Origin of the sequence: Pseudomonas sp. ML2-2023-3, from assembly GCF_037055275.1 — a bacterium.
In the GTDB taxonomy this organism is placed as follows: Bacteria; Pseudomonadota; Gammaproteobacteria; order Pseudomonadales; family Pseudomonadaceae; genus Aquipseudomonas.
Genome location: NZ_CP146343.1, coordinates 352,582 through 376,487, shown reverse-complemented (window position 1 = coordinate 376,487; position 23,906 = coordinate 352,582). Strand labels below are relative to the sequence as shown.

The 23,906-nt window shown below is 59.5% G+C and carries 22 protein-coding genes; 11 read left to right on the top strand and 11 right to left on the bottom strand.

Annotated features, from left to right (window positions below; genetic code table 11):
• Positions 1-9: 9 nt before the first annotated feature.
• The 11 genes from hutH (at position 10) to V6P94_RS01540 (ending at position 14,004) form a co-directional block, all read left to right on the top strand.
• Positions 10-1,542, top strand: a complete 1,533-nt coding sequence (hutH, locus tag V6P94_RS01590; RefSeq protein ID WP_133079155.1) for a histidine ammonia-lyase — start codon at positions 10-12, stop codon at positions 1,540-1,542.
• Between the two features lie 75 nt (positions 1,543-1,617).
• Positions 1,618-3,021, top strand: a complete 1,404-nt coding sequence (locus tag V6P94_RS01585) for an amino acid permease (RefSeq protein WP_219262193.1) — start codon at positions 1,618-1,620, stop codon at positions 3,019-3,021.
• A gap of 27 nt (positions 3,022-3,048) precedes the next feature.
• Positions 3,049-4,254, top strand: coding sequence for an imidazolonepropionase (gene hutI / locus V6P94_RS01580; protein ID WP_338648938.1), 1,206 nt, complete (start codon positions 3,049-3,051; stop codon positions 4,252-4,254).
• Positions 4,255-4,265: 11 nt separating this feature from the next.
• Positions 4,266-5,072 carry an N-formylglutamate deformylase gene (gene hutG / locus V6P94_RS01575; protein WP_133079158.1) on the top strand — a complete coding sequence of 269 codons (807 nt, stop codon included), beginning with the start codon at positions 4,266-4,268 and terminating at the stop codon, positions 5,070-5,072.
• Between the two features lie 174 nt (positions 5,073-5,246).
• Positions 5,247-6,218, top strand: coding sequence for a prolyl aminopeptidase (gene pip / locus V6P94_RS01570; protein WP_133076781.1), 972 nt, complete (start codon positions 5,247-5,249; stop codon positions 6,216-6,218).
• Complete coding sequence (gene dtd, locus V6P94_RS01565; protein ID WP_133076780.1) at positions 6,215-6,652, top strand: D-aminoacyl-tRNA deacylase; 438 nt, start codon at positions 6,215-6,217, stop codon at positions 6,650-6,652. The genes pip and dtd overlap by 4 nt, the downstream gene beginning before the upstream one ends.
• Positions 6,653-6,883: 231 nt before the next feature.
• On the top strand, positions 6,884-8,575 hold the full coding sequence (locus tag V6P94_RS01560; protein ID WP_133076779.1) for a glucan biosynthesis protein G: 1,692 nt from the start codon (positions 6,884-6,886) through the stop codon (positions 8,573-8,575).
• Positions 8,568-11,120, top strand: a complete 2,553-nt coding sequence (gene mdoH / locus V6P94_RS01555; RefSeq protein ID WP_338648937.1) for a glucans biosynthesis glucosyltransferase MdoH — start codon at positions 8,568-8,570, stop codon at positions 11,118-11,120. Before V6P94_RS01560 ends, mdoH begins: the two co-directional genes overlap by 8 nt.
• A 292-nt stretch (positions 11,121-11,412) precedes the next feature.
• On the top strand, positions 11,413-12,210 hold the full coding sequence (locus V6P94_RS01550) for a transporter substrate-binding domain-containing protein (RefSeq protein WP_133076777.1): 798 nt from the start codon (positions 11,413-11,415) through the stop codon (positions 12,208-12,210).
• Positions 12,211-12,317: 107 nt separating this feature from the next.
• Positions 12,318-13,277, top strand: coding sequence for an amino acid ABC transporter permease (locus tag V6P94_RS01545; protein ID WP_405046746.1), 960 nt, complete (start codon positions 12,318-12,320; stop codon positions 13,275-13,277).
• Positions 13,270-14,004 carry an amino acid ABC transporter ATP-binding protein gene (locus tag V6P94_RS01540; RefSeq protein ID WP_133076775.1) on the top strand — a complete coding sequence of 245 codons (735 nt, stop codon included), beginning with the start codon at positions 13,270-13,272 and terminating at the stop codon, positions 14,002-14,004. Before V6P94_RS01545 ends, V6P94_RS01540 begins: the two co-directional genes overlap by 8 nt.
• Before the next feature lie 49 nt (positions 14,005-14,053).
• Here the strand turns inward: V6P94_RS01540 and V6P94_RS01535 are convergent, their stop codons facing one another.
• The 11 genes from V6P94_RS01535 to ubiE all read right to left on the bottom strand — a co-directional run bounded on the left by V6P94_RS01535 (position 14,054) and on the right by ubiE (position 23,804).
• Positions 14,054-15,619, bottom strand: a complete 1,566-nt coding sequence (locus V6P94_RS01535; protein ID WP_133076774.1) for a methyl-accepting chemotaxis protein — start codon at positions 15,617-15,619, stop codon at positions 14,054-14,056.
• Between the two features lie 97 nt (positions 15,620-15,716).
• Positions 15,717-17,633, bottom strand: a complete 1,917-nt coding sequence (locus V6P94_RS01530) for a methyl-accepting chemotaxis protein (protein WP_326427555.1) — start codon at positions 17,631-17,633, stop codon at positions 15,717-15,719.
• A gap of 141 nt (positions 17,634-17,774) precedes the next feature.
• Positions 17,775-18,485, bottom strand: coding sequence for a 16S rRNA (uracil(1498)-N(3))-methyltransferase (locus V6P94_RS01525; protein WP_133076772.1), 711 nt, complete (start codon positions 18,483-18,485; stop codon positions 17,775-17,777).
• On the bottom strand, positions 18,482-19,279 hold the full coding sequence (gene tatC / locus V6P94_RS01520) for a twin-arginine translocase subunit TatC (RefSeq protein WP_133076771.1): 798 nt from the start codon (positions 19,277-19,279) through the stop codon (positions 18,482-18,484). The genes V6P94_RS01525 and tatC overlap by 4 nt, the downstream gene beginning before the upstream one ends.
• A 4-nt stretch (positions 19,280-19,283) precedes the next feature.
• A complete protein-coding gene (gene tatB / locus V6P94_RS01515; protein ID WP_219262189.1) occupies positions 19,284-19,691 on the bottom strand; it encodes a Sec-independent protein translocase protein TatB in 408 nt (135 codons plus the stop codon).
• A gap of 10 nt (positions 19,692-19,701) precedes the next feature.
• Complete coding sequence (locus V6P94_RS01510; protein WP_019825245.1) at positions 19,702-19,980, bottom strand: twin-arginine translocase TatA/TatE family subunit; 279 nt, start codon at positions 19,978-19,980, stop codon at positions 19,702-19,704.
• 23 nt (positions 19,981-20,003) lie between these two features.
• The gene (locus tag V6P94_RS01505; protein ID WP_016783168.1) at positions 20,004-20,336 is read right to left on the bottom strand and encodes a phosphoribosyl-ATP diphosphatase; all 333 of its coding nucleotides are present in this window, start codon (positions 20,334-20,336) and stop codon (positions 20,004-20,006) included.
• Positions 20,329-20,730, bottom strand: a complete 402-nt coding sequence (gene hisI / locus V6P94_RS01500) for a phosphoribosyl-AMP cyclohydrolase (protein WP_338648931.1) — start codon at positions 20,728-20,730, stop codon at positions 20,329-20,331. The genes V6P94_RS01505 and hisI overlap by 8 nt, the downstream gene beginning before the upstream one ends.
• A gap of 79 nt (positions 20,731-20,809) precedes the next feature.
• The gene (gene ubiB / locus V6P94_RS01495) at positions 20,810-22,414 is read right to left on the bottom strand and encodes a ubiquinone biosynthesis regulatory protein kinase UbiB (RefSeq protein ID WP_133076768.1); all 1,605 of its coding nucleotides are present in this window, start codon (positions 22,412-22,414) and stop codon (positions 20,810-20,812) included.
• Positions 22,411-23,034, bottom strand: coding sequence for an SCP2 sterol-binding domain-containing protein (locus V6P94_RS01490; RefSeq protein ID WP_133076767.1), 624 nt, complete (start codon positions 23,032-23,034; stop codon positions 22,411-22,413). The genes ubiB and V6P94_RS01490 overlap by 4 nt, the downstream gene beginning before the upstream one ends.
• Positions 23,034-23,804, bottom strand: coding sequence for a bifunctional demethylmenaquinone methyltransferase/2-methoxy-6-polyprenyl-1,4-benzoquinol methylase UbiE (gene ubiE, locus V6P94_RS01485; RefSeq protein ID WP_338648929.1), 771 nt, complete (start codon positions 23,802-23,804; stop codon positions 23,034-23,036). The genes V6P94_RS01490 and ubiE overlap by 1 nt, the downstream gene beginning before the upstream one ends.
• Positions 23,805-23,906 lie beyond the last annotated feature (102 nt).

Sequence of the window (23,906 nt, the reverse complement as noted above, 5' to 3'; positions counted from 1 at the left end):
AGTATTAACGTGCTTGAGTTAAACCTGATCCCCGGCCAACTGAGCCTTGCCCAACTGCGTGACATCTATCAGCAGCCAGTCACCCTGAGCCTGGACGAAAGTGCGTCGGCGCAGATCGATGCCAGTGTGGCGTGCGTTGAGCAGATCCTTGCCGAGAACCGCACCACGTACGGCATCAACACCGGTTTCGGTTTGTTGGCTTCGACCAAAATTGCCAGCGAAGACCTGGAAAACCTCCAGCGCTCCTTGGTGCTGTCCCACGCAGCCGGTATCGGCGAGCCAATCAGCGATGATCTGGTACGCCTGATCATGGTGCTCAAGGTCAACAGCCTGAGCCGTGGTTTCTCCGGGATTCGTCGCGTGGTGATCGATGCGTTGATCGCGCTGATCAATGCCGAGGTTTACCCGCACATTCCACTTAAAGGTTCGGTAGGCGCATCCGGCGACCTGGCACCGTTGGCGCATATGTCGCTGGTGCTGCTGGGCGAAGGCAAGGCCCGTTACAAGGGTGAGTGGCTGGATGCCGTCACGGCCTTGAAACAAGCCGGTCTTGAGCCGCTGACCCTGGCTGCCAAAGAAGGCCTGGCCCTGCTTAACGGCACTCAAGTGTCGACGGCCTATGCCTTGCGCGGTCTGTTTGAAGGCGAAGACCTGTTTGCTGCCGCGATGGCCTGTGGCGGCCTGACCGTTGAAGCCGTTCTGGGTTCGCGCTCGCCGTTCGATCCACGCATTCATGCTGCCCGCGGTCAACGCGGTCAGATCGACGCCGCTGCCATTTACCGCGACCTGCTGGGCGCGAGCAGCGAAGTGTCCGAGTCGCACAAGAACTGCGACAAGGTACAAGACCCGTACTCCCTGCGTTGCCAGCCGCAAGTGATGGGTGCCTGCCTGACCCAGTTCCGCCAGGCCGCCGAAGTGCTGGGCATTGAAGCCAACGCAGTGTCGGATAACCCGCTGGTATTCGCCGAGCAGGGCGACGTGATCTCCGGTGGCAACTTCCACGCCGAGCCGGTTGCAATGGCTGCTGACAACATGGCGCTGGCGATTGCAGAAATCGGTTCGCTGAGCGAGCGTCGGATCTCGTTGATGATGGACAAGCACATGTCGCAATTGCCGCCGTTCCTGGTGGCCAATGGTGGCGTGAACTCCGGCTTCATGATCGCTCAGGTAACGGCTGCGGCCCTGGCCAGCGAGAACAAGGCGTTGTCCCACCCACACAGCGTTGACAGCATTCCGACCTCGGCCAACCAGGAAGACCACGTATCGATGGCCCCTTCTGCTGGCAAGCGTCTGTGGGAAATGGCCGAAAACGTCCGAGGCGTACTGGCGATCGAGTGGCTGGCCGCGTGCCAGGGTCTGGATCTGCGTGATGGCCTGAAAACCTCGGCCAAGCTTGAAGTCGCTCGTACCACCCTGCGCAGCAAGGTTGCTCATTATGAGAAAGACCGCTTCTTCGCGCCGGATATCGAAGTTGCCATGCAACTGCTGGCAACCCGTTGCCTGAACGATCTGCTGCCTGCTCACGTTCTGCCAAGCCTGTAACCCCAAAAAACGCAGAGGGTCTTATCGACCCTCTGCGTCTCTGTTTTCGCCGACAAAAATAATCAAGGACGCGAAATGCAAAACCAGACTCAAGGTTTGAAACGCGGGCTATCCGCTCGCCACATCCGTTTTATGGCGCTGGGTTCAGCGATCGGAACGGGTCTTTTTTATGGTTCAGCCGCTGCCATCCAAATGGCTGGGCCTGCTGTGCTGCTGGCGTACCTGATTGGTGGCGCCGCGGTGTTCATGGTGATGCGTGCACTGGGCGAAATGGCCGTGCATAACCCGGTATCCGGCTCGTTTGGCCAATATGCCAGCACCTACCTGGGCCCCATGTCCGGCTTTATCCTGGGCTGGACCTATGCCTTCGAGATGATCATCGTGTGTCTGGCCGATGTCACCGCCTTCGGCATTTACATGGGCTTCTGGTTCCCGGAAGTCGCGCGCTGGATCTGGGTGCTGGGCATCGTGCTGCTGATCGGCGGCTTGAACCTGTGCAGCGTCAAAGTCTTTGGCGAAATGGAGTTCTGGCTGTCGCTGCTTAAAGTTGCCGCGATCGTGGCCATGATCCTGGCCGGTTTCGGCATCATGCTGTTTGGCATCGGTACGTCTGGCAGCACGGATGCCGTGGCTACCGGCATCAGCAACCTGTGGTCCTTCGGCGGCTTCATGCCTAATGGCGTGGGCGGTTTGATCGCTTCGTTTGCCGTGGTGATGTTTGCCTTCGGCGGTATTGAAATCATCGGCATCACTGCCGGCGAAGCCAAAGATCCGCAGCGTGTGATTCCGAAAGCGATCAACGCGGTGCCGCTGCGCATTCTGCTGTTCTATGTACTGACCCTGTTTGTGTTGATGGCGATCTACCCTTGGACCCAGATCGGCAGCCAGGGCAGCCCGTTTGTGCAGATCTTTGACAGCCTGGGCATCAGCTCGGCGGCCACCATTCTGAATATCGTGGTGATTTCGGCGGCGGTGTCGGCCATCAACAGCGACATCTTCGGCGCGGGTCGCATGATGTATGGCCTGGCCCAGCAAGGGCAGGCACCTAAAGGCTTTGCAAAAATCTCCCGCCATGGCGTGCCGTGGATGACCGTACTGGTGATGGGCGCTACGTTGTTGGGCGGTGTGGTGCTCAACTACCTGATCCCGGAAAACATCTTCCTGGTCATCGCCTCGATTGCCACCTTCGCCACGGTCTGGGTGTGGTTGATGATTTTGGTGACCCAAGTGGCCATGCGCCGCTCCATGACCCGTGAGCAAGTAGCCGAGCTCAAGTTCCCGGTACCGTTCTGGCCGTATGCGCCAATGGCTGCTATCGCATTCATGGTGTTTATCTTCGGCGTACTGGGTTACTTCCCTGAGACCCAGGCGGCACTGATGGTAGGCGCGGTCTGGATTGTATTCCTGGTGGTGGCTTATCTATTGTGGGTAAAGCCGGCAGCGGGTCGGGCGATTGAAGTGGCTCCCGAGCTTTCCTGAGTTTTTGAACATTGACGGAGTGACGCAATGAAAACCCTTTGGCAACACTGCAATGTCGCAACCATGGCCAATGGCACGTACTCGATCATCGAGGATGCCGCCATTGTCACCCGTGATGGCTACATTGAGTGGATTGGTCCGCGTCAGCAGTTGCCGACGGGCGAGTATGGTCAAACCCACGGCCTGGAAGGGGCGTGGGTGACGCCGGGGCTGATCGATTGCCATACGCACACGGTGTTTGGCGGTAATCGCAGCGGCGAATTCGAGCAGCGCTTGCAGGGCGTGAGCTATGCAGAAATCGCCGCAGCCGGGGGCGGTATTGCCAGCACCGTGCGTGCGACCCGAGCTTCCAGCGAAGATGAATTGTTCGCCAGTGCCCGTCAGCGTTTGCTGTGTTTGCTGCGCGATGGCGTCACCAGCGTCGAGATCAAGTCCGGTTACGGCCTGAGCCTTGAAAGCGAGCGCAAAATTTTGCGGGTGATCCGTCGTCTGGGTGAAGCGTTGCCGGTCACGGTGCGTAGCACCTGCCTTGCGGCCCATGCCTTACCGCCGGAATACAAGGACCGTGCCGACGACTATATCGAGCATATCTGCAACGAGATGCTGCCCGCGTTGGCTGCCGAAGGTCTGATAGACGCGGTGGATGCGTTCTGCGAATACCTGGCGTTTTCGCCCGCCCAGGTTGAGCGGGTATTCAAAGTGGCGCAGCAATTGGGCTTGCCGGTCAAATTGCATGCCGAGCAGTTGTCCTCATTGCATGGCTCAAGCCTTGCGGCGCGCTACCAGGCGTTGTCGGCGGACCATCTGGAATTCATGACCGAAGAAGACGCCATTGCCATGGCCGCCTCCGGCACCGTGGCCGTGCTCTTGCCCGGTGCATTTTACTTCTTGCGTGAAACCCAGTTGCCGCCGATGGACGCCCTGCGCAAGCACGGAGTGAAAATCGCCATCGCCAGCGACCTCAACCCCGGCACGTCCCCTGGCTTGTCGTTGCGCCTGATGCTGAACATGGCCTGCACCTTGTTCCGCATGACCCCCGAAGAAGCCCTGGCTGGCGTCACCCAGCATGCAGCGACGGCATTGGGTATGGGCGAGACCCACGGTTCGCTTGAACCCGGCAAAGTGGCTGACTTTGTTGCCTGGAACATTGATCGTCCGGCAGACCTGGCCTACTGGCTGGGTGGTGATCTGGACAAACGCGTCGTGCGCAGCGGCGTTGACGTAACGCTTTAGGAGAAAAGCTTGTGGACAAGGTTCTGACATTCAAACAAGGCCGTGTGCCATTGCTGATCAGCATGCCCCATGCAGGCTTGAAGCTGACACCTGCGGTCAAGGCCGGGCTGATCCCCGAAGCGCAAAGCCTGCCGGATACCGACTGGCATATCCCGCGGCTCTATGAGTTTGCCGCCGAACTGGGTGCCAGCACCCTGGCGGCGGAGTATTCGCGCTTTGTGATCGACCTCAATCGCCCGCAGGACGATGCGCCGATGTATGTAGGTGCGACCACCGGGCTGTTCCCGGCCACGCTGTTCGACGGTGTGCCATTGTTTCGCGAAGGGCAGGTGCCTTCTGCCGCAGAGCGTGCAACGTATCTGGAGCAGATCTGGAAACCCTACCACCTGACCCTGGAGCAGGAACTCAAGCGCCTGAAGGACGAGTTTGGCTATGCGCTGCTGTTTGATGCGCACTCCATCCGTTCTTGCGTACCGCACCTGTTTGACGGGCGCTTGCCGGACTTCAACCTGGGCACTTTCAATGGTGCCAGTTGCGATCCGACCCTGGCCCGCGACCTTGAAGCCATTTGTGCCGAGCATCCGGCCTATAGCCACATCCTGAACGGACGCTTCAAGGGCGGTCATATCACTCGTCACTACGGCAGTCCGGCGGACAACATCCATGCCGTGCAGCTGGAACTGGCCCAGTGCACTTATATGGAAGAGTTCGAGCCGTTCAACTATCGCGAAGACCTTGCGGCACCGACCCAGGTGGTGCTCAAGCAGTTGCTGGCGCGGATTATCGAGTGGGGCCAGCAGCGATACTCCAAGGGCTGAGTCGGGTTGTATGGGAGCGGGCTTGCCCGCGATGCCATCGCGGGCAAGCCCGCTCCCACAGGGTTTAAGCAACAGCCCGATATTCAACCACAGTGTTTTTAAGGGCATGCTCATTGCACCCAATCGGGTTTATGATGCCAGAGGCAACATTATCCCGACCTCCCGGAGTGCGTAATGCAGACCTTGTTCCCGCAGATCAAACCCTACGCCCGGCATGAACTGGCAGTCGATGGCCCGCATGTGCTTTACGTTGACGAGAGCGGTTCGCCAGACGGCCTGCCAGTGGTGTTTGTCCACGGTGGACCGGGTTCGGGCTGCGATGCCAACAGCCGCTGCTACTTCGATCCGGGCCTGTACCGCATCATTACCTTTGATCAGCGCGGTTGCGGGCGTTCAACCCCCCACGCCAGTCTGGACAGCAACACGACGTGGGACCTGGTTGCCGACATGGAACGGATCCGCCTGTTCCTGGGCATCGACAAGTGGGTGCTGTTTGGTGGCTCGTGGGGCTCGACCCTGTCACTGGCGTACGCGCAAAGCCATCCGGACAAGGTGCACGGGCTGATTCTGCGCGGGATCTTTCTGGCTCGTCCTCAAGAAATCGAATGGTTCTATCAGGCAGGTGCCAGCCGGATCTTTCCGGACTACTGGCAGGAATACATAGCGCCAATCCCGCCGGATGAGCGTCATGACCTGATGAGTGCCTTTCATAAGCGCCTGACAGGCAATGACCAGATTGCCCAGATGCACGTGGCCAAGGCCTGGTCGACCTGGGAAGGCCGTGCGGCTACCTTGCGGCCAAACCCGCAAGTGGTCGAGCGCTTCTGTGACCCGCACCGGGCACTGTCCATTGCCCGCATCGAATGCCACTACTTTATGAACAACGCGTTCCTGGAGCCCAATCAGCTGCTGCGTGACATGTACAAGATTGCCCATCTGCCGGCGGTCATCGTGCATGGTCGCTACGACATGATTTGCCCGCTGGATAACGCCTGGGAGCTGCATCAGGCCTGGCCTGGCAGTGAGCTGCAGATCATTCGTGAAGCCGGACACGTCGCTTCCGAACCCGGGATTACCGATGCATTGGTACGCGCCACCGAGCAAATGGCCCGCAGCCTGCTCAACTTGCAACCGGACGAAGCATGAGGGGGTTGTTGCAGCGTGTCAGTGGGGCGCGGGTTGAGGTCGCGGGGGAGATAGTCGGCTCGATCGACCAGGGTTTGCTGGTGCTGGTCGCCGTCGAACCCGGTGATACCGAGGCAAGCGCCGCCAAGTTGTTGCACAAGCTCCTCAACTACCGGGTGTTCAGCGATGCCGAAGGCAAAATGAACCTTTCGCTGGCCGATATTGGCGGTGGTTTGCTGCTGGTATCGCAATTTACCCTGGCGGCAGACACCAAAAGTGGCCTGCGCCCCGGCTTCTCCACGGCGGCCCCTCCTGCGTTGGCCGAGGCGTTGTTCAATCATCTGCTGGGAGAGGCCAGACGTCTTCACCCGACAGTAGAATCAGGTCGTTTTGGGGCCGATATGCAGGTGCATTTGGTCAATGATGGCCCTGTGACATTTCTGTTACAAATCTAAAACCCTTAAAAACCGCGTTTTCGTCTGAAAACAGGCGGTTTTAGCGAGAAATACTTGCTGACAGTAGATGCGTTGTCACGCGGGCTACTAGATAATCCTGCGCTACACAGAGACTAATCCGACGCGTCTGGGGAATCATTCATTCCTTTGACGGTCGGAACAGTGCTCGCCAACCTGGCATTTAGATCGCTGGCCGTTGGTTTCATCATCTGTTTTCGGCGAGGTTTGCTCGTGATTGTTAGTCCATTTAATGCACCAAAAATGTCTGCCAAGCGGTTACGCAACGCACTGGTGACGGGCTCTGCGCTCTTTTGCTTGTTCGGTGCGGGTCAACTGTGGGCATTCAGTCTGGATGACGTGGCGGCTGAGGCTAAAACCCTCGCCGAACAGAAATACCAAGCGCCACGCAGCAATTTGCCAAAAGAGTTCCGCGACATGAAGTTCGCGGACTACCAGAAGATTCAATTCAACCGTGACAAGGCCCAGTGGGCGGGCGATAAAACCCCGTTCAAATTGTCCTTCTATCACCAGGGCATGCATTTCGACACGCCGGTGAAAATCAACGAAGTGACGGCCACCACGGTTGAAGAAATCAAGTACGACGCCAGTCGTTTCGATTTCGGTGATGTCCAGTTTGATCCAAAAGCTACCGAGAACCTCGGTTGGGCGGGTTTCCGCGTGCTGTATCCGATCAACAAGGCGGATAAACAGGACGAAATCATGACCATGCTCGGCGCGAGTTACTTCCGCGTTGTGGGCAAGGACCAGATCTACGGCCTGTCGGCCCGTGGTATGGCGATCGACACTGCATTGCCGTCGGGTGAAGAGTTCCCGCGTTTCACCGAATTCTGGATCGAAAAACCCAAGCCTAACGACAAGCACCTAGTGATCTTCGCCTTGCTGGACTCGCCACGGGCTACCGGTGCTTACCGCTTTACCCTGCGCCCTGGTGTTGACACCGTCGTGGACGTCAAAGCGCAAATGTTCCTGCGTGACAAGGTTGGCAAGCTGGGCATTGCTCCGCTGACCAGCATGTTCCTGTTCGGCGCTAACCAACCGTCCAAAGTCCTGAACTACCGTCGCGAGTTGCACGACTCGTCGGGTCTGGCCATTCATGCCGGCAACGGCGAGTGGATCTGGCGTCCGCTGAACAACCCGAAACACTTGTCCGTCAGCAACTTCTCGGTTGAAAACCCGCGCGGCTTTGGTTTGCTGCAACGTGGCCGTGACTTCAGCCACTACGAAGACCTGGACGACAACTATGACAAGCGCCCAAGCGCCTGGATCGAACCGCAGGGTGACTGGGGCAAAGGCTCCGTTGACCTGGTAGAAATTCCGACCGCCGATGAAACCAACGACAACATCGTTGCGTTCTGGAGCCCGGAAACACTGCCAGAGCCGCTCAAACCGTTTGATTTCGCTTACCGCATGCACTGGACCCTGGACGAAGCTGCCCTGCATCCAACGGATAGCGCCTGGGTCAAACAAACCCTGCGCTCGACCGGCGACGTCAAGCAATCGAACCTGATCCGTCAGCCAGACGGCAGCGTTGCGTATCTGGTGGACTTCGAAGGCCCGTCGCTCAAGGCCTTGCCAGAAAACACCCCGGTACGCAGTCAGGTCAGTGTCGGTGACAACGCCGAACTGGTTGAGAACAACGTGCGTTACAACCCTGAAACCAAGGGCTGGCGCTTGACGCTGCGGATGAAAATCAAGGATCCGAGCAAGTCCACAGAGATGCGCGCAGCGCTGGTTCAGGACATCGAGCAAGCCCCTGTGGCCAAGGCACACGAGAAGAAAGATCACGTGGCCAAGGACGCCAAGGCCCCTGCGGCCCAAGCGCCTGCAGCCACTCCAGAACCGGTGAAGACTGAAAAAGTGTTGACCGAGACCTGGAGCTACCAGTTGCCAGCCGATGAGTAATGCTCAGCCCCAGCCAGCCTCGCTCAGCGAGTACCTGGCGCATCTGCCACTGAGCGATGAGCAGCGCGCGGACCTTGCGAGCTGCACCTCGTTCGCCGAGTTGCATGCGCGTCTGTCCACGCAGGCCGATGTCGATGCTACTGAGGCCGCGCAGGCCTCGGTGGGCACGCGTCTGAACCTGACGTCGGCCGCAGAGCTTGAGGAAGCAGAAATGCTCGCCCTCGATGCCAGCGGCCGGGTGATGCTCAAGGCCACGCCGCCGATTCGTCGCACCAAGGTGGTGCCCGAGCCGTGGCGCACCAACATTCTGGTCCGTGGCTGGCGGCGCCTGACCGGTCGCAGCAATCCGCCTGCGCCGAAAATCGACGAGCGTGTATTACCCCATGCCCGCTGGCGTACGGTGGGTTCGATCCGCCGTTACATCCTGCTGGTCTTGATGCTGGGTCAGACCATCGTTGCCGGCTGGTACATGAAAGGCATCATGCCGTACCAGGGCTGGGCGTTTGTCGACCTTGAAGAGGTGCTGCACCAGCCGTTGATGCAAACGGCGCAACAAGTGCTGCCGTATGCCTTGCAGACCAGCATCCTGATTCTGTTCGGGATTTTGTTTTGCTGGGTATCGGCGGGTTTCTGGACGGCCTTGATGGGCTTTCTGGAGCTGCTGACCGGCCACGACAAGTACCGTATTTCCGGCAAAAGCGCCGGGAATGAGGCAATCCCTGAACAGGCACGTACTGCGCTGGTGATGCCGATCTGCAACGAAGATGTCACCCGTGTTTTTGCAGGTTTGCGCGCCACCTACGAGTCGGTTGCCGCGACCGGCGATCTGGATCGCTTCGACTTCTTTATCCTCAGTGACAGCAACGATCCTGACATCTGTGTTGCCGAGCAACAGGCCTGGCTGGATGTGTGCCGCGAAACAGAAGGCTTCGGGCGAATTTTCTATCGCCGTCGTCGCCGTCGTGTGAAGCGCAAGAGCGGCAACCTCGACGACTTCTGCCGTCGCTGGGGCGGTGATTACAGGTACATGGTGGTGCTCGACGCGGACAGCGTGATGAGCGGTGAATGCCTGACCAGCCTGGTGCGCTTGATGGAAGCCACGCCAGACGCCGGGATCATCCAGACCGCGCCGCGAGCATCGGGCATGGACACCTTGTATGCGCGCATGCAGCAATTTGCGACGCGGGTGTACGGACCCCTGTTCACTGCCGGTCTGCACTTCTGGCAGTTGGGTGAATCCCACTACTGGGGCCACAACGCAATCATCCGCATGAAGCCGTTTATCGAACACTGCGCTTTGGCGCCGTTGCCGGGTAAAGGTGCTTTTGCGGGCGCGATCCTGTCTCACGACTTTGTTGAAGCCGCGTTGATGCGCCGTGCCGGTTGGGGCGTGTGGATTGCCTACGACTTGCCGGGCAGCTATGAAGAACTGCCGCCGAACCTGCTGGACGAACTCAAGCGTGACCGTCGCTGGTGCCACGGCAACCTGATGAACTTCCGCCTGTTCCTGGTCAAGGGCATGCACCCGGTACACCGTGCGGTGTTCCTCACGGGCGTGATGTCTTACCTGTCTGCGCCGTTGTGGTTCTTCTTCCTGTTGCTGTCGACCGCCTTGCTGGCAGTCAACACGCTGATGGAACCGCAGTACTTCATGGAACCGCGCCAGTTGTATCCGCTGTGGCCGCAATGGCACCCGGATAAAGCCGTGGCGCTGTTCTCGACCACGATCGTGCTGTTGTTCCTGCCTAAACTGCTGAGCATCATCCTGATCTGGGCCAAGGGCGCGAAAGAGTTTGGTGGCAAGTTCAAGGTCACGCTGTCGATGCTGCTGGAGATGCTGTTCTCGATGCTGCTGGCACCTGTGCGCATGATCTTCCACACCCGCTTTGTACTGGCTGCGTTCCTGGGCTGGGCGGCGACCTGGAATTCGCCACAGCGTGACGATGACTCCACGCCGTGGAGCGAAGCGGTGCGCCGTCATGGTCCGCAAACCCTGCTGGGTGCGGCCTGGGCTGCGTTGGTGTTGTGGTTGAACCCGAGCTTTTTGTGGTGGCTGGTGCCGATTGTCGGTTCGCTGATGTTGTCGATTCCGGTGTCGGTGATCTCCAGCCGGGTCAAACTGGGCCTCAAGACTCGCGATGAAAGCCTGTTCCTGATTCCTGAGGAATACGCACCACCCCGTGAATTGTCGGCCACAGCCGAATACACCCACGAAAACCGCTACCATGCACTGCATGACGGTTTTGTGCGGGCCGTGGTTGATCCACAGCAGAACGCACTGGCCTGTGCCCTTGCGACGTCGCGTCACCGTGAGGCCGAGCCGATTGAATGGCTGCGTACTGAACGTGTGCGTCACGCACTCAAGGTGGGTCCTCAGGGTGTCAGCGACAAAGAGCGCATGGAGCTCTTGAGCGACCCTGTTGCCCTGGCCCGCTTGCACGCGCTGGTGTGGAACGAAGGTCACGAAGGCTGGCTGAACGCCTGGCGTGAGTCGGTTGCCGCTGACCCTCACGCACCGTTTTTGCCGCTACAGCCTGCTACCTGATTGATATAAAAGCCCCACCTCGGTGGGGCTTTTGCTTTGTAGTCGCTGCCGCAGGCTGCGAAGGGTTGCGTAGCAACCCGTTTCTCCAAAGGTACCACGCCCCCCCCTCGCAGCCTTCGGCAGCGACTACAGTTCCTGCGGCCTATAGTGCTTTTCTCTCGCAAAACTCGTCTCATAACCCTCAGTGAGTTAGCATCCGTTTTCGAATGGGTGAGTGCCCGGCTGTATTGGCTTTTTGAATCGAGCCTGCCGTTGGCCAACGCCTTAATTGAGTAGGTGAGGGGGAGTTGTGATGAAGAAGTTTGTGTCGAAACTGCTGTGCGGTGTGACTGCATTACTGGCGATCAGCGCAGCCCATGCAGGCGCAATTGATGACGCGGTCAAACGCGGCACTCTGAAGGTGGGCATGGACCCAACCTACATGCCATTTGAAATGACCAACAAACGCGGCCAGATCATTGGTTTTGAAGTTGACCTGCTCAAAGCGATGGCCAAGGCCATGGGTGTGAAGCTGGAGCTGGTTTCCACCGGTTATGACGGCATCATCCCGGCGTTGATGACCAACAAGTTCGACATGATCGGCAGCGGCATGACCCTGACCCAGGAACGCAACCTGCGCCTGAACTTCAGCGAACCCTTCATCGTAGTGGGCCAGACCGTGCTCATTCGCAAAGAGCTGGAAGACAAGGTCAAATCGTACAAAGACCTCAACGACCCGCAATACCGCCTGACGTCCAAGATTGGCACCACGGGTGAAATCGTTGCTCGCAAACTGATGTCAAAAGCCCAGTACCACGGCTACGACAACGAGCCTGAAGGTGTTCTGGACGTCGTCAACGGCAAGGCTGATGCCTTTATCTACGACGCCCCATACAACGTTGTAGCGGTTAACAAGTTCGGTAACGGCAAGCTGGTGTTCCTCGACAAGCCGTTCACCTACGAGCCTTTGGCCTTTGGTCTGAAGAAAGGCGACTACGACAGCATCAACTTCATCAACAACTTCCTGCACCAGATCCACGAAGACGGCACTTACGATCGCATCCATGACAAGTGGTTCAAAGACACCGCCTGGCTCAAAGACATGGAATAAGGCTGATTGATCAATCGCGGGCAAGCCCGCTCCCGCGCCCTGTGTGGGAGTGGGCTTGCCCGCGATGACGGCCTCCCTAGCGACACAAAACGTGGAACCTGAAAGTGATCAAACAAAAAAAAGTCCAGTGGCCCTGGCACGTATTGACCGTGCTGGTGCTCATCGGTCTGGCGGGTGCGTTGTATTACGCCACTTCGCTGATGTCTTACGAATGGCGCTGGAACCGTGTTCCGCAGTACTTCGCCTATCAGGCCGAAGAAGCCCAGCGGGCAGCTGAACGCTCGACCATCATCGAACTGGTACGCAAGGGCGACACTGCCGAAGTCGTGCTGCGTGGCGAAGATGGCAAAGAACAACGCGTAACCGTTGCCGACAACAGCCTGCAACTGGCTGAAGGCGACGAGGTCGATGAAGGCGATGTCATTGGCGTGAACCGCCACTGGGCCGCAGGACCGCTGCTCTGGGGCTTGTGGACCACTGTCTGGCTGTCGCTGGTGTCTGGCGTATTGGGTTTGATCATCGGGCTGGCCACCGGCCTGTGCCGACTGTCGAACAACCCGACCCTGCGCGACCTCTCGACGCTGTACGTCGAACTGGTACGCGGTACACCGTTGCTGGTACAGATTTTCATCTTCTACTTCTTCATTGGCACGGTGCTCAACCTGTCCCGCGAGTTTGCCGGTACTGCCGCGCTGTCGCTGTTCACCGGTGCGTACGTGGCCGAAATCATTCGTTCGGGCGTGCAGTCCATTGCCCGCGGGCAAAACGAAGCGGCGCGCTCGCTGGGCCTCAACAGCAGCCAGTCGATGCGCCATGTGGTGCTTCCGCAAGCGTTCAAACGTGTGCTGCCGCCATTGGCCGGGCAATTTATCAGCCTGGTAAAGGACACCTCGCTGGTGTCGGTGATCGCCATTACCGAACTGCTCAAAAGTGGCCGTGAGGTCATCACCACCTCGTTTTCGCCGTTCGAAATCCTGTTCTGCGTAGCGGGCCTGTACCTGTTGATCAACCTGCCGCTGTCGCATTTCGCCAGCCGGCTTGAGCGGAGGCTCGCGCAAAGTGATTGAAGTTCGCGAACTGGTAAAAGTCTTCGACACCCGCGGCCACATCGTTCGTGCGGTAGACAACGTCAGCACCACTGTCGCCCAGGGCGAAGTACTGGTGGTGATCGGCCCGTCGGGCTCTGGCAAGTCGACCTTCCTGCGCTGCCTCAATGGCCTGGAAGACTTCGATTCGGGCTCCGTCAGCATCGACGGCCTGGACCTGGCCAACCCCAAAACCGACGTCAATGCCTATCGGCGTGAAGTCGGCATGGTGTTCCAGCATTTCAACCTGTTCCCGCACATGACCGTGCTGGAAAACCTGTGCCTGGCACAAAAGGTTGTGCGCAAGCGTGGCAAGGTCGAACGTGAAGCCAAGGCCCGCGCATTACTGGACAAGGTGGGTATCGGGCAGAAGGCCAACGAGTACCCGTCGCGCCTCTCGGGCGGCCAGCAACAGCGCGTTGCGATTGCCCGTGCGTTGGCGATGGAACCCAAGGTGATGTTGTTTGACGAGCCCACCTCGGCGCTCGACCCGGAAATGGTCGGCGAAGTACTGGACGTGATGAAGACCCTGGCCCGCGAAGGCATGACCATGGTCTGCGTGACCCACGAAATGGGCTTTGCCCGCGAAGTGGCGAACCGCGTGCTGTTCTTCGACCATGGCAAGCTGCTGGAAGACTCCGCCCCGGAAGACTTCTTCACCTCGCCCAAAGACCTGCGCGCCCAGGCGTTCTTGCGTCAGGTGCTGTAGTTCTGAATGTGTGGGAGCAAGCCCGCTCCCACACAGGGTTACAAGGCTGTCAAACCTTGAACCGTCCAACCAATGCCTGAAGATGCGTGCCCAGCCGCGCCAGTTCAATGCTCGAAGCCGCAGTCTCTTCGCTCGCGGCGGCGGTTTGCTCTGACACATCACGCACATTCAACACGCTGCGGTTAATCTCATCGGCCACCGCACTTTGCTGCTCGGCGGCGGCTGCGATCTGCTGGTTCATCCCCTGAATCGTCGACACCGTACGGGTGATGTTGCCCAGTGACTCGCCCGCACGGCGGGTCAGCTCAACGCTGTTGTCTGTCAGGGCACGACTGTTGTCCATGCTGCTGGACACCTGCTGGGTGCCGCTTTGCAGACCGGCAATCAACTCTTCGATTTCTTCTGTGGATTTTTGCGTGCGCTGCGCCAGGCTGCGCACCTCGTCGGCCACGACCGCAAAACCACGACCGGCCTCACCGGCCCGTGCCGCTTCGATGGCGGCGTTGAGGGCCAGCAGGTTGGTTTGCTGGGCGACGGACTTGATCACGTCCAGCACGCTGCCGATCTTGTCGCTTTCGCGTTTCAGATGGCCCATGGCATCGGTGGAATGGCCGACTTCAATGGCCAGCTTCTCGATCTGGGCGATGGCTTGCGCGACCACGTTGTCGCCCTCGCGGGCCTGCTGGTCAGCCGCGACAGCCGCCTCGGAGGCTTCTTCCGCATTGCGCGCCACCTCTTGAACGGTGGCGGCCATTTCGTGCATGGCCGTGGCGACCTGATCGGTTTCGACTTTCTGGCTGTTAACCCCCGCGCTGGTTTGTTCGGTGACCGCCGAGAGTTCTTCCGCTGCACTGGCGATTTGAGTCACGCCATCGCTGATCCCGCCAATCAACTCGCGCAGGCCTTGGGTCATCCGTTGTATGGCTTGCTGCAGCTGCCCCAGTTCGTCGCGGCGGTCGGTGTGATGGTCTTGGGTCAGATCCCCGGCCGCGATGCGCTCAACGGTCTTGAGCGTGCGTTGCAGCGGGATCACGATCTGACGGGTAATGACCCAGGCGGCGATCATTCCCAGCACCAGCGCCAGCAGCGCGCAACTGATCAACAGGGTCGTGGCCTGATGGCTTTCGCTGTTGCGTTTGGCTGTCTGCAGTGCCGAGAGCTTCTGGCTCTGCTCGATCAGGACATCGCCCTGCTGGTGCATGCGCTCAACGGCCTGTTCGGGGCGGGAGCCCTGGATGAGATCGGTGAAGGCGCGTTTGTACTCGGTAACGGCATTGAGTTGCTGCTCGACCAGCACCAGGTCGTCGGGCGATACCAGCTGTTTGTGTGACTGCTCCAGCGCGTTGTCCAGTGCACTCAGTTGGCCGGTGACACCGGCCAGTGTGTCTTCTCCCGGATGGCGTTCGTATTCAAGGCGGGCAATGCGCAGGTCTTTGGTCAGCCCGATGATTTTCGAGATATTGGCCAGTTTGTCGCCTCTGTCGATCACCGACATCAGGCCATTCCAGCCCGTTGCGGCGATCAGCAGAGTCAGCACCAGTACCAGCCCGAAGCCCAGGCTGAGTTTGCGATTGACGCTTATATTGCCCAGCAGTTGGGCCAGCCGACGGTACATGGTGATACTCCTTCAAGGGGTATCAGGCCATCGGCGCCGGGGGCCGGAACTGAAGGGCAGTTGCCGTTAGTGTGATGGGAGTCGCACTGGCCGAGGGTCAGACCTTGAAGCGGGTGACCAGTGTTTGCAGGTGCGTTCCCAGCCTTGCAAGTTCCACGCTGGCGGCGGCGGTCTGCTCGCTGGCTGCGGCGGTTTGTTCCGACACGTCGCGCACGTTCAGCACACTGCGGTTGATCTCTTCGGCCACCGCGCTTTGCTGTTCGGCTGCTGTCGCGATCTGTTGGTTCATGCCCTGAATCGTCGATACGGTGCGGGTAATGGTGTCCAGGGACTCGCCCGCGCGGCGGGTCAGCTCAACGCTGCTGTCGGTCAGCAGGCGGCTGTTGTCCATGCTGCTGGACACTTGTTGAGTCCCGCTTTGCAGGCCGATGATCAAGACTTCAATCTCTTCCGTGGACTTTTGCGTACGCTGCGCCAGGCTGCGCACTTCGTCGGCCACCACGGCAAAACCGCGCCCGGCTTCGCCCGCCCGAGCGGCTTCGATGGCGGCGTTGAGGGCCAGCAGGTTGGTTTGCTGGGACACGGCCTTGATCACGTCGAGGACGCTGCCGATTTTGTCGCTTTCCTGTTTCAGATGAGCCATCGCCTCGGTGGACAACACCACTTCAGCCGCCAGGCGCTCAATCTGTGTAATGACCTGGGCGACCACGGTATCGCCCTCACGGGCTTGCACGTCGGCGGACATTGCCGCCTCGGAGGCCTCTTCGGCATTGCGTGCAACTTCTTGAACCGTGGCCGTCATCTCATGCATGGCCGTGGCCACCTGATCGGTTTCGATTTTCTGGCTGTTGACCCCGGCGCTGGTTTGTTCGGTCACGGTGGACAGCTGTTGGGCCGCACTGGCGATCTGAGTGACGCCGTTGCCGATGCCGCCGACCAGCTCTCGCAGCCCGCCGCGCATGCCTTCGATGGCCTGTTGCAGTTGGCCCAGTTCGTCGCGACGGGTGGTCGGATGCTCCTGGCTGAGATCACCAGCCGCCACGGCTTTGACAATATCGAGGGTGTCGCGCAAGGGGGTGATGATCTGCCGGGTGATGATCCACGCCGCAATGACGCCCAGCAGCAGGGCCAGGCTCGCGCAGATCAGCAGCGCGGACTTGGCCTGGCGGGTATCGCTGTCGCGCTGGCTGAGTTGGGACGCCGACAGTTCATTGCTCAGATCCACCAGGGCATTGCCCAGCACTTGCAGTTGCGACAATTGCTTGTCGCTGTGTACCTGAGAGTCGCGAAACTCGATAAAGGCGGCCCGATAGTTTTTCAGTGCTGTGCTGGCCTGCGCGAACTGGGGGCTGTAGGCACTGGGCATGATGCTGCTCAGGCGTGCGAGTTCTGTCAGCGCCTGGTCGATGGCTTCGATCGCAGGTGTAGCCGCTTCAAGATCGCCCGTGTGGGTATAGCCGCGCACCTCGAACCGCGCTTGCAACAGCAACCGGCTGACCTGGTTGACGCTATTGAGCTCGGCCAGGTTGTCACCCTGCAGCACGTCTTTTTCGATGGCGGCGATACTGGCCAGGGCGGCTTCGGACGTTGCACCGAGCTTGCCCCGGCTGACCTCGCGGGCCTGGGTTGCCTCGTCGATAGCCGCGAAGATGGTTTTGTATTGCGACACGACCTTGAGTTCCTGGTCGCTCAGGCTCAAGTCACTGGCCTGGACCATGCGCTCCTTGGCGGCGGCGAGGTTGGTACCGATCTCGTTGAGCAGATCGTTGACCAGATCGGGGCCGTTTTCGCCGTTGTCCTTGTCGTAGGTGACGCGGGCGATGCGCAGGTCCTTGATCAGCGTGATGACCTGGGAAATATTGGCCAGCTTGTCGCCGCGATCAATGACAGACATCAGCCCCTTCCAGCCGGTGACGGTGATCAGCAGTGTCAGCAGCAAGACGGTACCGAAGCCCAGGCTGAGTTTACGAATGACACTGATATTGCCCAGGGTGGCAGATAACCAATGGTTCATGGACGAACTCCTTTTTTTGATCGATTGGTATCGATAACAGCCGTCCATGGCTTCTTGAATGATCTTGACGTGTTAATGCATCGGCTCGGTCGAGCAAAACTGAAGCAGGCAGATGATACAAAATGTATTTAAATCGGGCTGTCAGAACAACCGGGCGAGCAGGGCGGTGACGGCGGTTTCGACCCGCAGGATACGTGCCCCCAGTTGCACCGGTTGCAGGCCTGCCTTGGCCAGCAAGTCGATCTCGTAGGGAATCCAGCCACCTTCCGGGCCGATGGCCAGGGTCACGGCTTCATCCAGCCCGCGCGGGCAGGCCGGGTAATCTCCCGGATGGCCCACCAGGCCCAATGTGCCTTCGACCAGCGCCGGCAAACGGTCTTCGACAAACGGCTTGAAGCGTTTTTCGATAATGACTTCGGGCAAGACGCTGTCCCGTGATTGCTCCAACCCCAGGATCAATTGCTCACGAATGGCTTCGGGTTCCAGGAACGGTGTCTGCCAGAAGCTTTTTTCGACCCGATAACTGTTGACCAGAATGACCTTGGGCACGCCCATCGAGGCCACGGTTTGCAGTACCCGGCGCAGCATTTTCGGGCGTGGCAGGGCAAGCAACAAGGTCAGGGGCAGTTTGGCCGGTGGTGGTTGGTCAAGGCTGTGGATAACCAGTTCGGCTTCCCTGGCCTCAAGGCGCACCAGTTCGGCGCTGCCCATCAATCCGCCAATCTTGCCCACGCGCAGGCTGTCGCCGACAGCGGCCCGATGAACTTCCTGCATATGAGTCAGGCGCCGATCGCGCAGGATCACGCGGTCGGCGGCAATGAAATCAGCCTCTTCGAGGAGCAGCAGGTTCACGCTTGCGGTGCTGGCGGTTGGGCGTCGCTATCAGCCGAGGGTTCGTCCGGGTCTTCGCCGCGTTTGTTCTTGCTGATCAGGCTGCCAAACAGAATGCCGATTTCAAACAGCATCCACATCGGGATCGCCAGCAAGGTTTGCGAGAAGATATCGGGCGGGGTCAGGATCATGCCGACCACGAAACAGCCGATGATCACGTACGGGCGGATCTTGCGCAGGTATTGCACGTCGACAATGCCGATCCATACCAGCAGCACCACGGCCACCGGGATTTCAAAGGCCACGCCAAAGGCAAAGAACAGGGTCATGACAAAATCAAGGTAGCTGCTGATATCGGTCATCATCGCGACGCCTTCCGGGGTGGCGGCGGCGAAGAACTTGAACACCAGCGGGAATACCAGGAAGTAGGCGAACGCCATGCCGGCGTAAAACAGGAAGATGCTGGACACCAGCAGGGGCACGGCGATGCGTTTTTCATGCTTGTACAGGCCGGGCGCAATAAACCCCCAGATCTGATGCAGGATCACCGGAATGGCAATGAACAGCGAGACCATCATGGTCAGCTTGAGCGGCGTCAGGAACGGCGAGGCCACGTCGGTCGCGATCATCGTCGCACCCACCGGCAGGTATTCACGCAGCGGCGTGGAGACCAGGGTGTAGATCTGCTGGGTAAAGGCGAACAGCCCGGCAAAGATGATGAAAATCGCCGCGATGCAGCGCAACAGGCGGGTGCGCAGCTCGGTGAGATGCGAGACCAGCGGCATTGGCTGGTCGTGTTCTGGCTTATCGCTCATGCGCTTAAGGGGCTCGCGGTGGCAGAGTGGGGTCGTGTGGCGCTGCCGGTTGAGGCGCAGGGTCGGACGCGGTTTTGCTCAGGCTCACGGGCGCGGGGCTCGCAGGCTCGACTGGCGCTGTGCTGACGGTCGGCTCGGTCGGCGTTGGCGGCTTAACGGCGTCCTGCAGCGGAGCCAGGATTTTCTTGGCTTCTTCTTCCATCGACAGGATGTGTTCGTTGTGCAGCTGCCGACGAATTTCGTCCGCGCCGATTTCACGTTCAACTTCCTGTTTGATCGCATTGAAACTGCGTTTCAAGCGCCCGATCCACAGGCCCGCGGTGCGCGCAGCACCCGGCAGGCGCTCGGGGCCGAGCACCAGCAGGGCCACCAGGCCAACGAGCAGCAGTTCACTGAAGCTGATACCGAACATTAGTTTTGGCTCACACGTCTTTGCGGGTCGGCTCTTCGACTTTTTGCGCCTGCACGTCGATGGTGTGCGGCTCGTTCAGGGTCGAAGTCGTGTGTGGCTGCGGGGCGGCGGTTGGCTGCGCAGGCGGAACCACGGGCTCGGCTGGTTTTTCGTCGTCGTTCATGGCTTTACGAAAGCCCTTGATCGATTCGCCGACATCGGTGCCCAGGTTTTTCAGTTTTTTGGTGCCGAAGACGAGGACGACGACTACCAGAATGACGATCCAGTGTTTCCAGTCAAAAATGCCCATGATGTGATCCTTAACAGAGTGATTTAGGCGGACGGCCGTGAGGCTTTTTCCACGTGGCCAGAGGTTCCGATACGACGCTCCAGTTCATCCAGTACGGCCTGAGGATGCTGCCCCAGCTGGGCCAGCATGATCATGCTGTGGAACCAGAGATCGGCTGTTTCGTAGATCACATCGCTGCAATCACCACTGATGGCGGCGTCTTTGGCGGCGATGATGGTTTCGATCGACTCTTCGCCGACTTTTTCAAGAATCTTGTTCAGACCCTTGTGGTAAAGGCTTGCGACATAGGAGCTGTCGGGGGTGGCGCCTTTGCGCGCTTCGAGCACTTGGGCTACGCGGCTCAAGGTATCAGTCATGGGAGTGCCCTGCGTGATAAATGGCGTGGGGATCTTTAAGCACCGGGTCGACGGTCTTCCACTCGGCATTGTCGTATACGCGATAGAAGCAGCTCTGGCGGCCGGTATGGCAGGCGATGTCACCGATTTGCTCAACCATCAGGATGATCACGTCGGCGTCACAGTCCAGGCGCATTTCATGCAGCTTTTGCACGTGGCCGGACTCTTCTCCCTTGCGCCACAACTTGCCACGGGAACGTGACCAGTAAAAGGCACGGTTCTCGGCGGCGGTCAGGCTCAGGGCCTCGCGGTTCATCCAGGCCATCATCAGCACGCGCCCGGTTTTGTGGTCTTGGGCAATCGCCGGCACCAGGCCGTCGTTGTCCCACTTGATCTCGTCCAGCCAGTCTTTCATGTTCGACTCCGACAACCTGCCTCAACCCTGTGGCTGAGGCCTGGTGAATTCACAGTTTGCCAGCCTCGCCCGGAGCTGGCTATCGGCGCACGATCAGATACAAGCCTACGGCCAGCATTATGCCGGCAGGCCAATAGCCTGCAGTGTGCAGCGGACCGATACTGGCCAACAATGCGCCAGCTGCCAAGTGCCCGGCACCGATCAGGCGCAGGAACCAGCCGTCGCGAGACTCGCGAACGATCAATGGCGGGTTGTTGGCGTGTGGTTGCGACATGCGTTCCAGCAGGTCGCGGGTCATGCCGGCCAGGTGCGGGATTTGCTCGACCTGGCTGTGCAGGTTGCGCAGCAGGGTCTTGGGGCTCACGCGCTCACGCATCCAGCGCTCGAGGAACGGCTGGGCGGTGCTCCACAGATCGAGGTCGGGGTACAGCTGGCGCCCCAGGCCTTCGATATTGAGCAGGGTTTTTTGCAGCAACACCAACTGCGGCTGGACTTCCATATTGAAGCGCCGAGCCGTCTGGAACAGGCGCATCAGCACCTGGCCAAAGGATATTTCCTTGAGCGGTTTTTCGAATATCGGTTCGCACACGGTGCGGATGGCCGCTTCAAACTCGTTGAGTTTGGTGTGGGCCGGTACCCAGCCAGAATCAATGTGCAACTGCGCCACACGGCGGTAGTCGCGCTTGAAAAAGGCAAACAGGTTACGCGCCAGATAGTCCTGGTCCTCGGGGGTCAGGCTGCCGACGATGCCGCAGTCGATGGCGATGTATTGCGGGGCCCAGGGGTTAACGGTGCTGACAAAAATGTTGCCGGGGTGCATGTCGGCGTGGAAAAAGCTGTCGCGGAACACCTGGGTGAAGAAGATTTCAACCCCGCGCTCGGCCAGCATCTTCATGTCGGTGCGCTGATCTGCCAGTGCTTCGAGGTCTGTGACTTGAATCCCGTAGATTCGCTCCATCACCAGCACTTTCGGGCGGCACCAGTCCCAGTAGATCTGCGGGACGTACATCAGGGGCGAGCCTTCGAAGTTGCGCTTGAGCTGGCTGGCGTTGGCCGCTTCGCGCAACAGGTCGAGTTCGTCGTAAATGGTTTTCTCGTAGTCCGTCACCACGTCCACCGGGTGCAGCAGGCGGGCATCAGCGCTCAGGCGCTCGGCCGTGCGGGCCAGGATGAACAGCCAGGCGAGGTCGGAACCGATGATCGGCTTGAGGCCCGGGCGCACAACCTTGACCACCACTTCTTCGCCGGTCTTGAGCTTGGCCGAGTGCACCTGGGCCACCGAGGCCGAGGCCAACGGCTGGATGTCGAAGCGACTGAACACTTCGCTGATCCTGGCGCCCAGTTGCTCTTCGATCAGCTTGACGGCCAACTGCGGGTCAAACGGCGGCACGCGATCTTGCAGCAACATCAACTCATCGGCGATGTCGGCGGGCAGCAGGTCGCGACGGGTAGAAAGGATCTGGCCGAACTTGATGAAAATCGGTCCCAGATCCTGCAGGGCCAGGCGCAGGGCCGCGCCGCGGCTCAGCTCCAGCTTTTTGCGCGGGAACCAGCGCCACGGCAGCGCGTAGCGCAGGGACAGCATCCACCACGGCAACGGCAGGGCGAACAGCAGGTCATCCAGTCGGTAGCGAATGACGACGCGCTGGATACGAAACAAACGGCGTATGGCAAGCAGCTTCATGCGTTATCGCTGGAATTGAGGGATCGGGAGAGGCGCTCAACGCGTGCCTCCAGGCGATCCAGGTCGAGTTTGATTTGGTCGAGTTCGTCAAAGCGCGCTTGCGCCTCACGTTCGCCGACCAAGGTACGGGCTTCTTCGCTCAGGTATTCGGCCAGGTTCTGATTGAGGCTGGCGAAGCCTTGCTGGTACCAGTTGGCACGGCTGCGCACATGCCCCCCGATCAATGCCGTGGCTACCGGCCCGATCCAGTTCGAGAGTTCGTACTCCCAATCCAGCTCCAGGTCTTGCAGCACCGCTGCCAGTTCCATCAGCACCGCGCTGTCGCCTTCCAGCTCGACTTCAGGGCTGTGCAGGATGGTGCTTTTGTCCTTGCTCAAGGCAAGGCGCAGCAGGCTGGAGGCGGGAGCGCGCAGGGTGCAGTCGGGGTCGGCCGCCCATTGGGTAGCTAGCAGCAGGCCTTCATCGCTGGGCAGAATGAACAGGTGCAGCGAGGGGCTCGCACACTCGACGGCAATCAACTTGCCGGTCAAGGGTCGCAAGCGCGCCAGGGCCGTGCTGTCCAGCCGCACTATGCGGTTGACGCCGAGTTCGACGCTGGCGAGAAGGCCGCGCAGCAACATCAGGGCTTGATGCCGCGATGCAGGGCAACGATGCCGGAAGTCATGTTGTGATACGTCACGCGGTCAAAACCGGCCTCGACCATCATTGACTTCAGGGTTTCCTGATCCGGGTGCATGCGGATCGATTCGGCCAGGTAGCGATAGCTGTCCGGGTCGTTGAGGATCAGCTTGCCCACCATCGGCATGAAGGCGAACGAGTAAGTGTCATAGACCTTGGACATCAGTGCGTTGGTCGGCTTGGAGAACTCCAGTACCAACAGGCGGCCGCCCGGCTTGAGTACGCGCAGCATGGAGCGCAGGGCGTCTTCCTTGTGGGTCACGTTGCGCAGGCCGAAGGCGATCGTCACGCAATCGAAGTAGTTGTCCGGGAACGGCAGCTTTTCAGCGTCGGCCTGAACGAACTCGATATTGCCGGCTACGCCCTTGTCCAGCAGGCGGTCGCGGCCGACCTTGAGCATGGAGGCGTTGATGTCGGCCAGTATCACTTGGCCGGTCGGACCTACCAGGTGGGAAAACTTGCGGGCCAGGTCACCGGTGCCACCGGCGATGTCCAGCACCTTGTTGCCAGGGCGAACGCCGGACAATTCGATGGTAAAGCGCTTCCACAGACGGTGCATGCCGCCTGACAGAACGTCGTTCATCAGGTCATATTTGCCGGCTACAGAGTGGAAAACCTCGGCGACTTTCTCGGCCTTTTGGCTTTCCGGTACGTTTTTGAAGCCGAAGTGAGTGGTGGGTTCGGCATCGCTGCCTTTGCGCTGATCAGTCATATCGCTGTCACCAAAAGAGAATGCTGGCCATTCTAATCCCGGTGGCCGGCTTTGTCTTGGCGAGGGTGAATGTATAGTGGCGGCTTTATTTAACAGGAGCGA

Bases quoted from the DNA above. Each gene is read 5' to 3' on its own strand.
- V6P94_RS01550 (WP_133076777.1), top strand. From the start codon at position 11,413: ATGAAGAAGTTTGTGTCGAAACTGCTGTGCGGTGTGACTGCATTACTG.
- mdoH (WP_338648937.1), top strand. From the start codon at position 8,568: ATGAGTAATGCTCAGCCCCAGCCAGCCTCGCTCAGCGAGTACCTGGCG.
- V6P94_RS01530 (WP_326427555.1), bottom strand. From the start codon at position 17,633: ATGAACCATTGGTTATCTGCCACCCTGGGCAATATCAGTGTCATTCGT.
- V6P94_RS01535 (WP_133076774.1), bottom strand. From the start codon at position 15,619: ATGTACCGTCGGCTGGCCCAACTGCTGGGCAATATAAGCGTCAATCGC.
- tatB (WP_219262189.1), bottom strand. From the start codon at position 19,691: ATGTTCGGTATCAGCTTCAGTGAACTGCTGCTCGTTGGCCTGGTGGCC.
- dtd (WP_133076780.1), top strand. From the start codon at position 6,215: ATGAGGGGGTTGTTGCAGCGTGTCAGTGGGGCGCGGGTTGAGGTCGCG.
- ubiE (WP_338648929.1), bottom strand. From the start codon at position 23,804: ATGACTGATCAGCGCAAAGGCAGCGATGCCGAACCCACCACTCACTTC.
- V6P94_RS01490 (WP_133076767.1), bottom strand. From the start codon at position 23,034: ATGTTGCTGCGCGGCCTTCTCGCCAGCGTCGAACTCGGCGTCAACCGC.
- tatC (WP_133076771.1), bottom strand. From the start codon at position 19,279: ATGAGCGATAAGCCAGAACACGACCAGCCAATGCCGCTGGTCTCGCAT.
- pip (WP_133076781.1), top strand. From the start codon at position 5,247: ATGCAGACCTTGTTCCCGCAGATCAAACCCTACGCCCGGCATGAACTG.
- V6P94_RS01505 (WP_016783168.1), bottom strand. From the start codon at position 20,336: ATGACTGATACCTTGAGCCGCGTAGCCCAAGTGCTCGAAGCGCGCAAA.
- hisI (WP_338648931.1), bottom strand. From the start codon at position 20,730: ATGAAAGACTGGCTGGACGAGATCAAGTGGGACAACGACGGCCTGGTG.
- ubiB (WP_133076768.1), bottom strand. From the start codon at position 22,414: ATGAAGCTGCTTGCCATACGCCGTTTGTTTCGTATCCAGCGCGTCGTC.
- hutI (WP_338648938.1), top strand. From the start codon at position 3,049: ATGAAAACCCTTTGGCAACACTGCAATGTCGCAACCATGGCCAATGGC.
- V6P94_RS01510 (WP_019825245.1), bottom strand. From the start codon at position 19,980: ATGGGCATTTTTGACTGGAAACACTGGATCGTCATTCTGGTAGTCGTC.
- V6P94_RS01585 (WP_219262193.1), top strand. From the start codon at position 1,618: ATGCAAAACCAGACTCAAGGTTTGAAACGCGGGCTATCCGCTCGCCAC.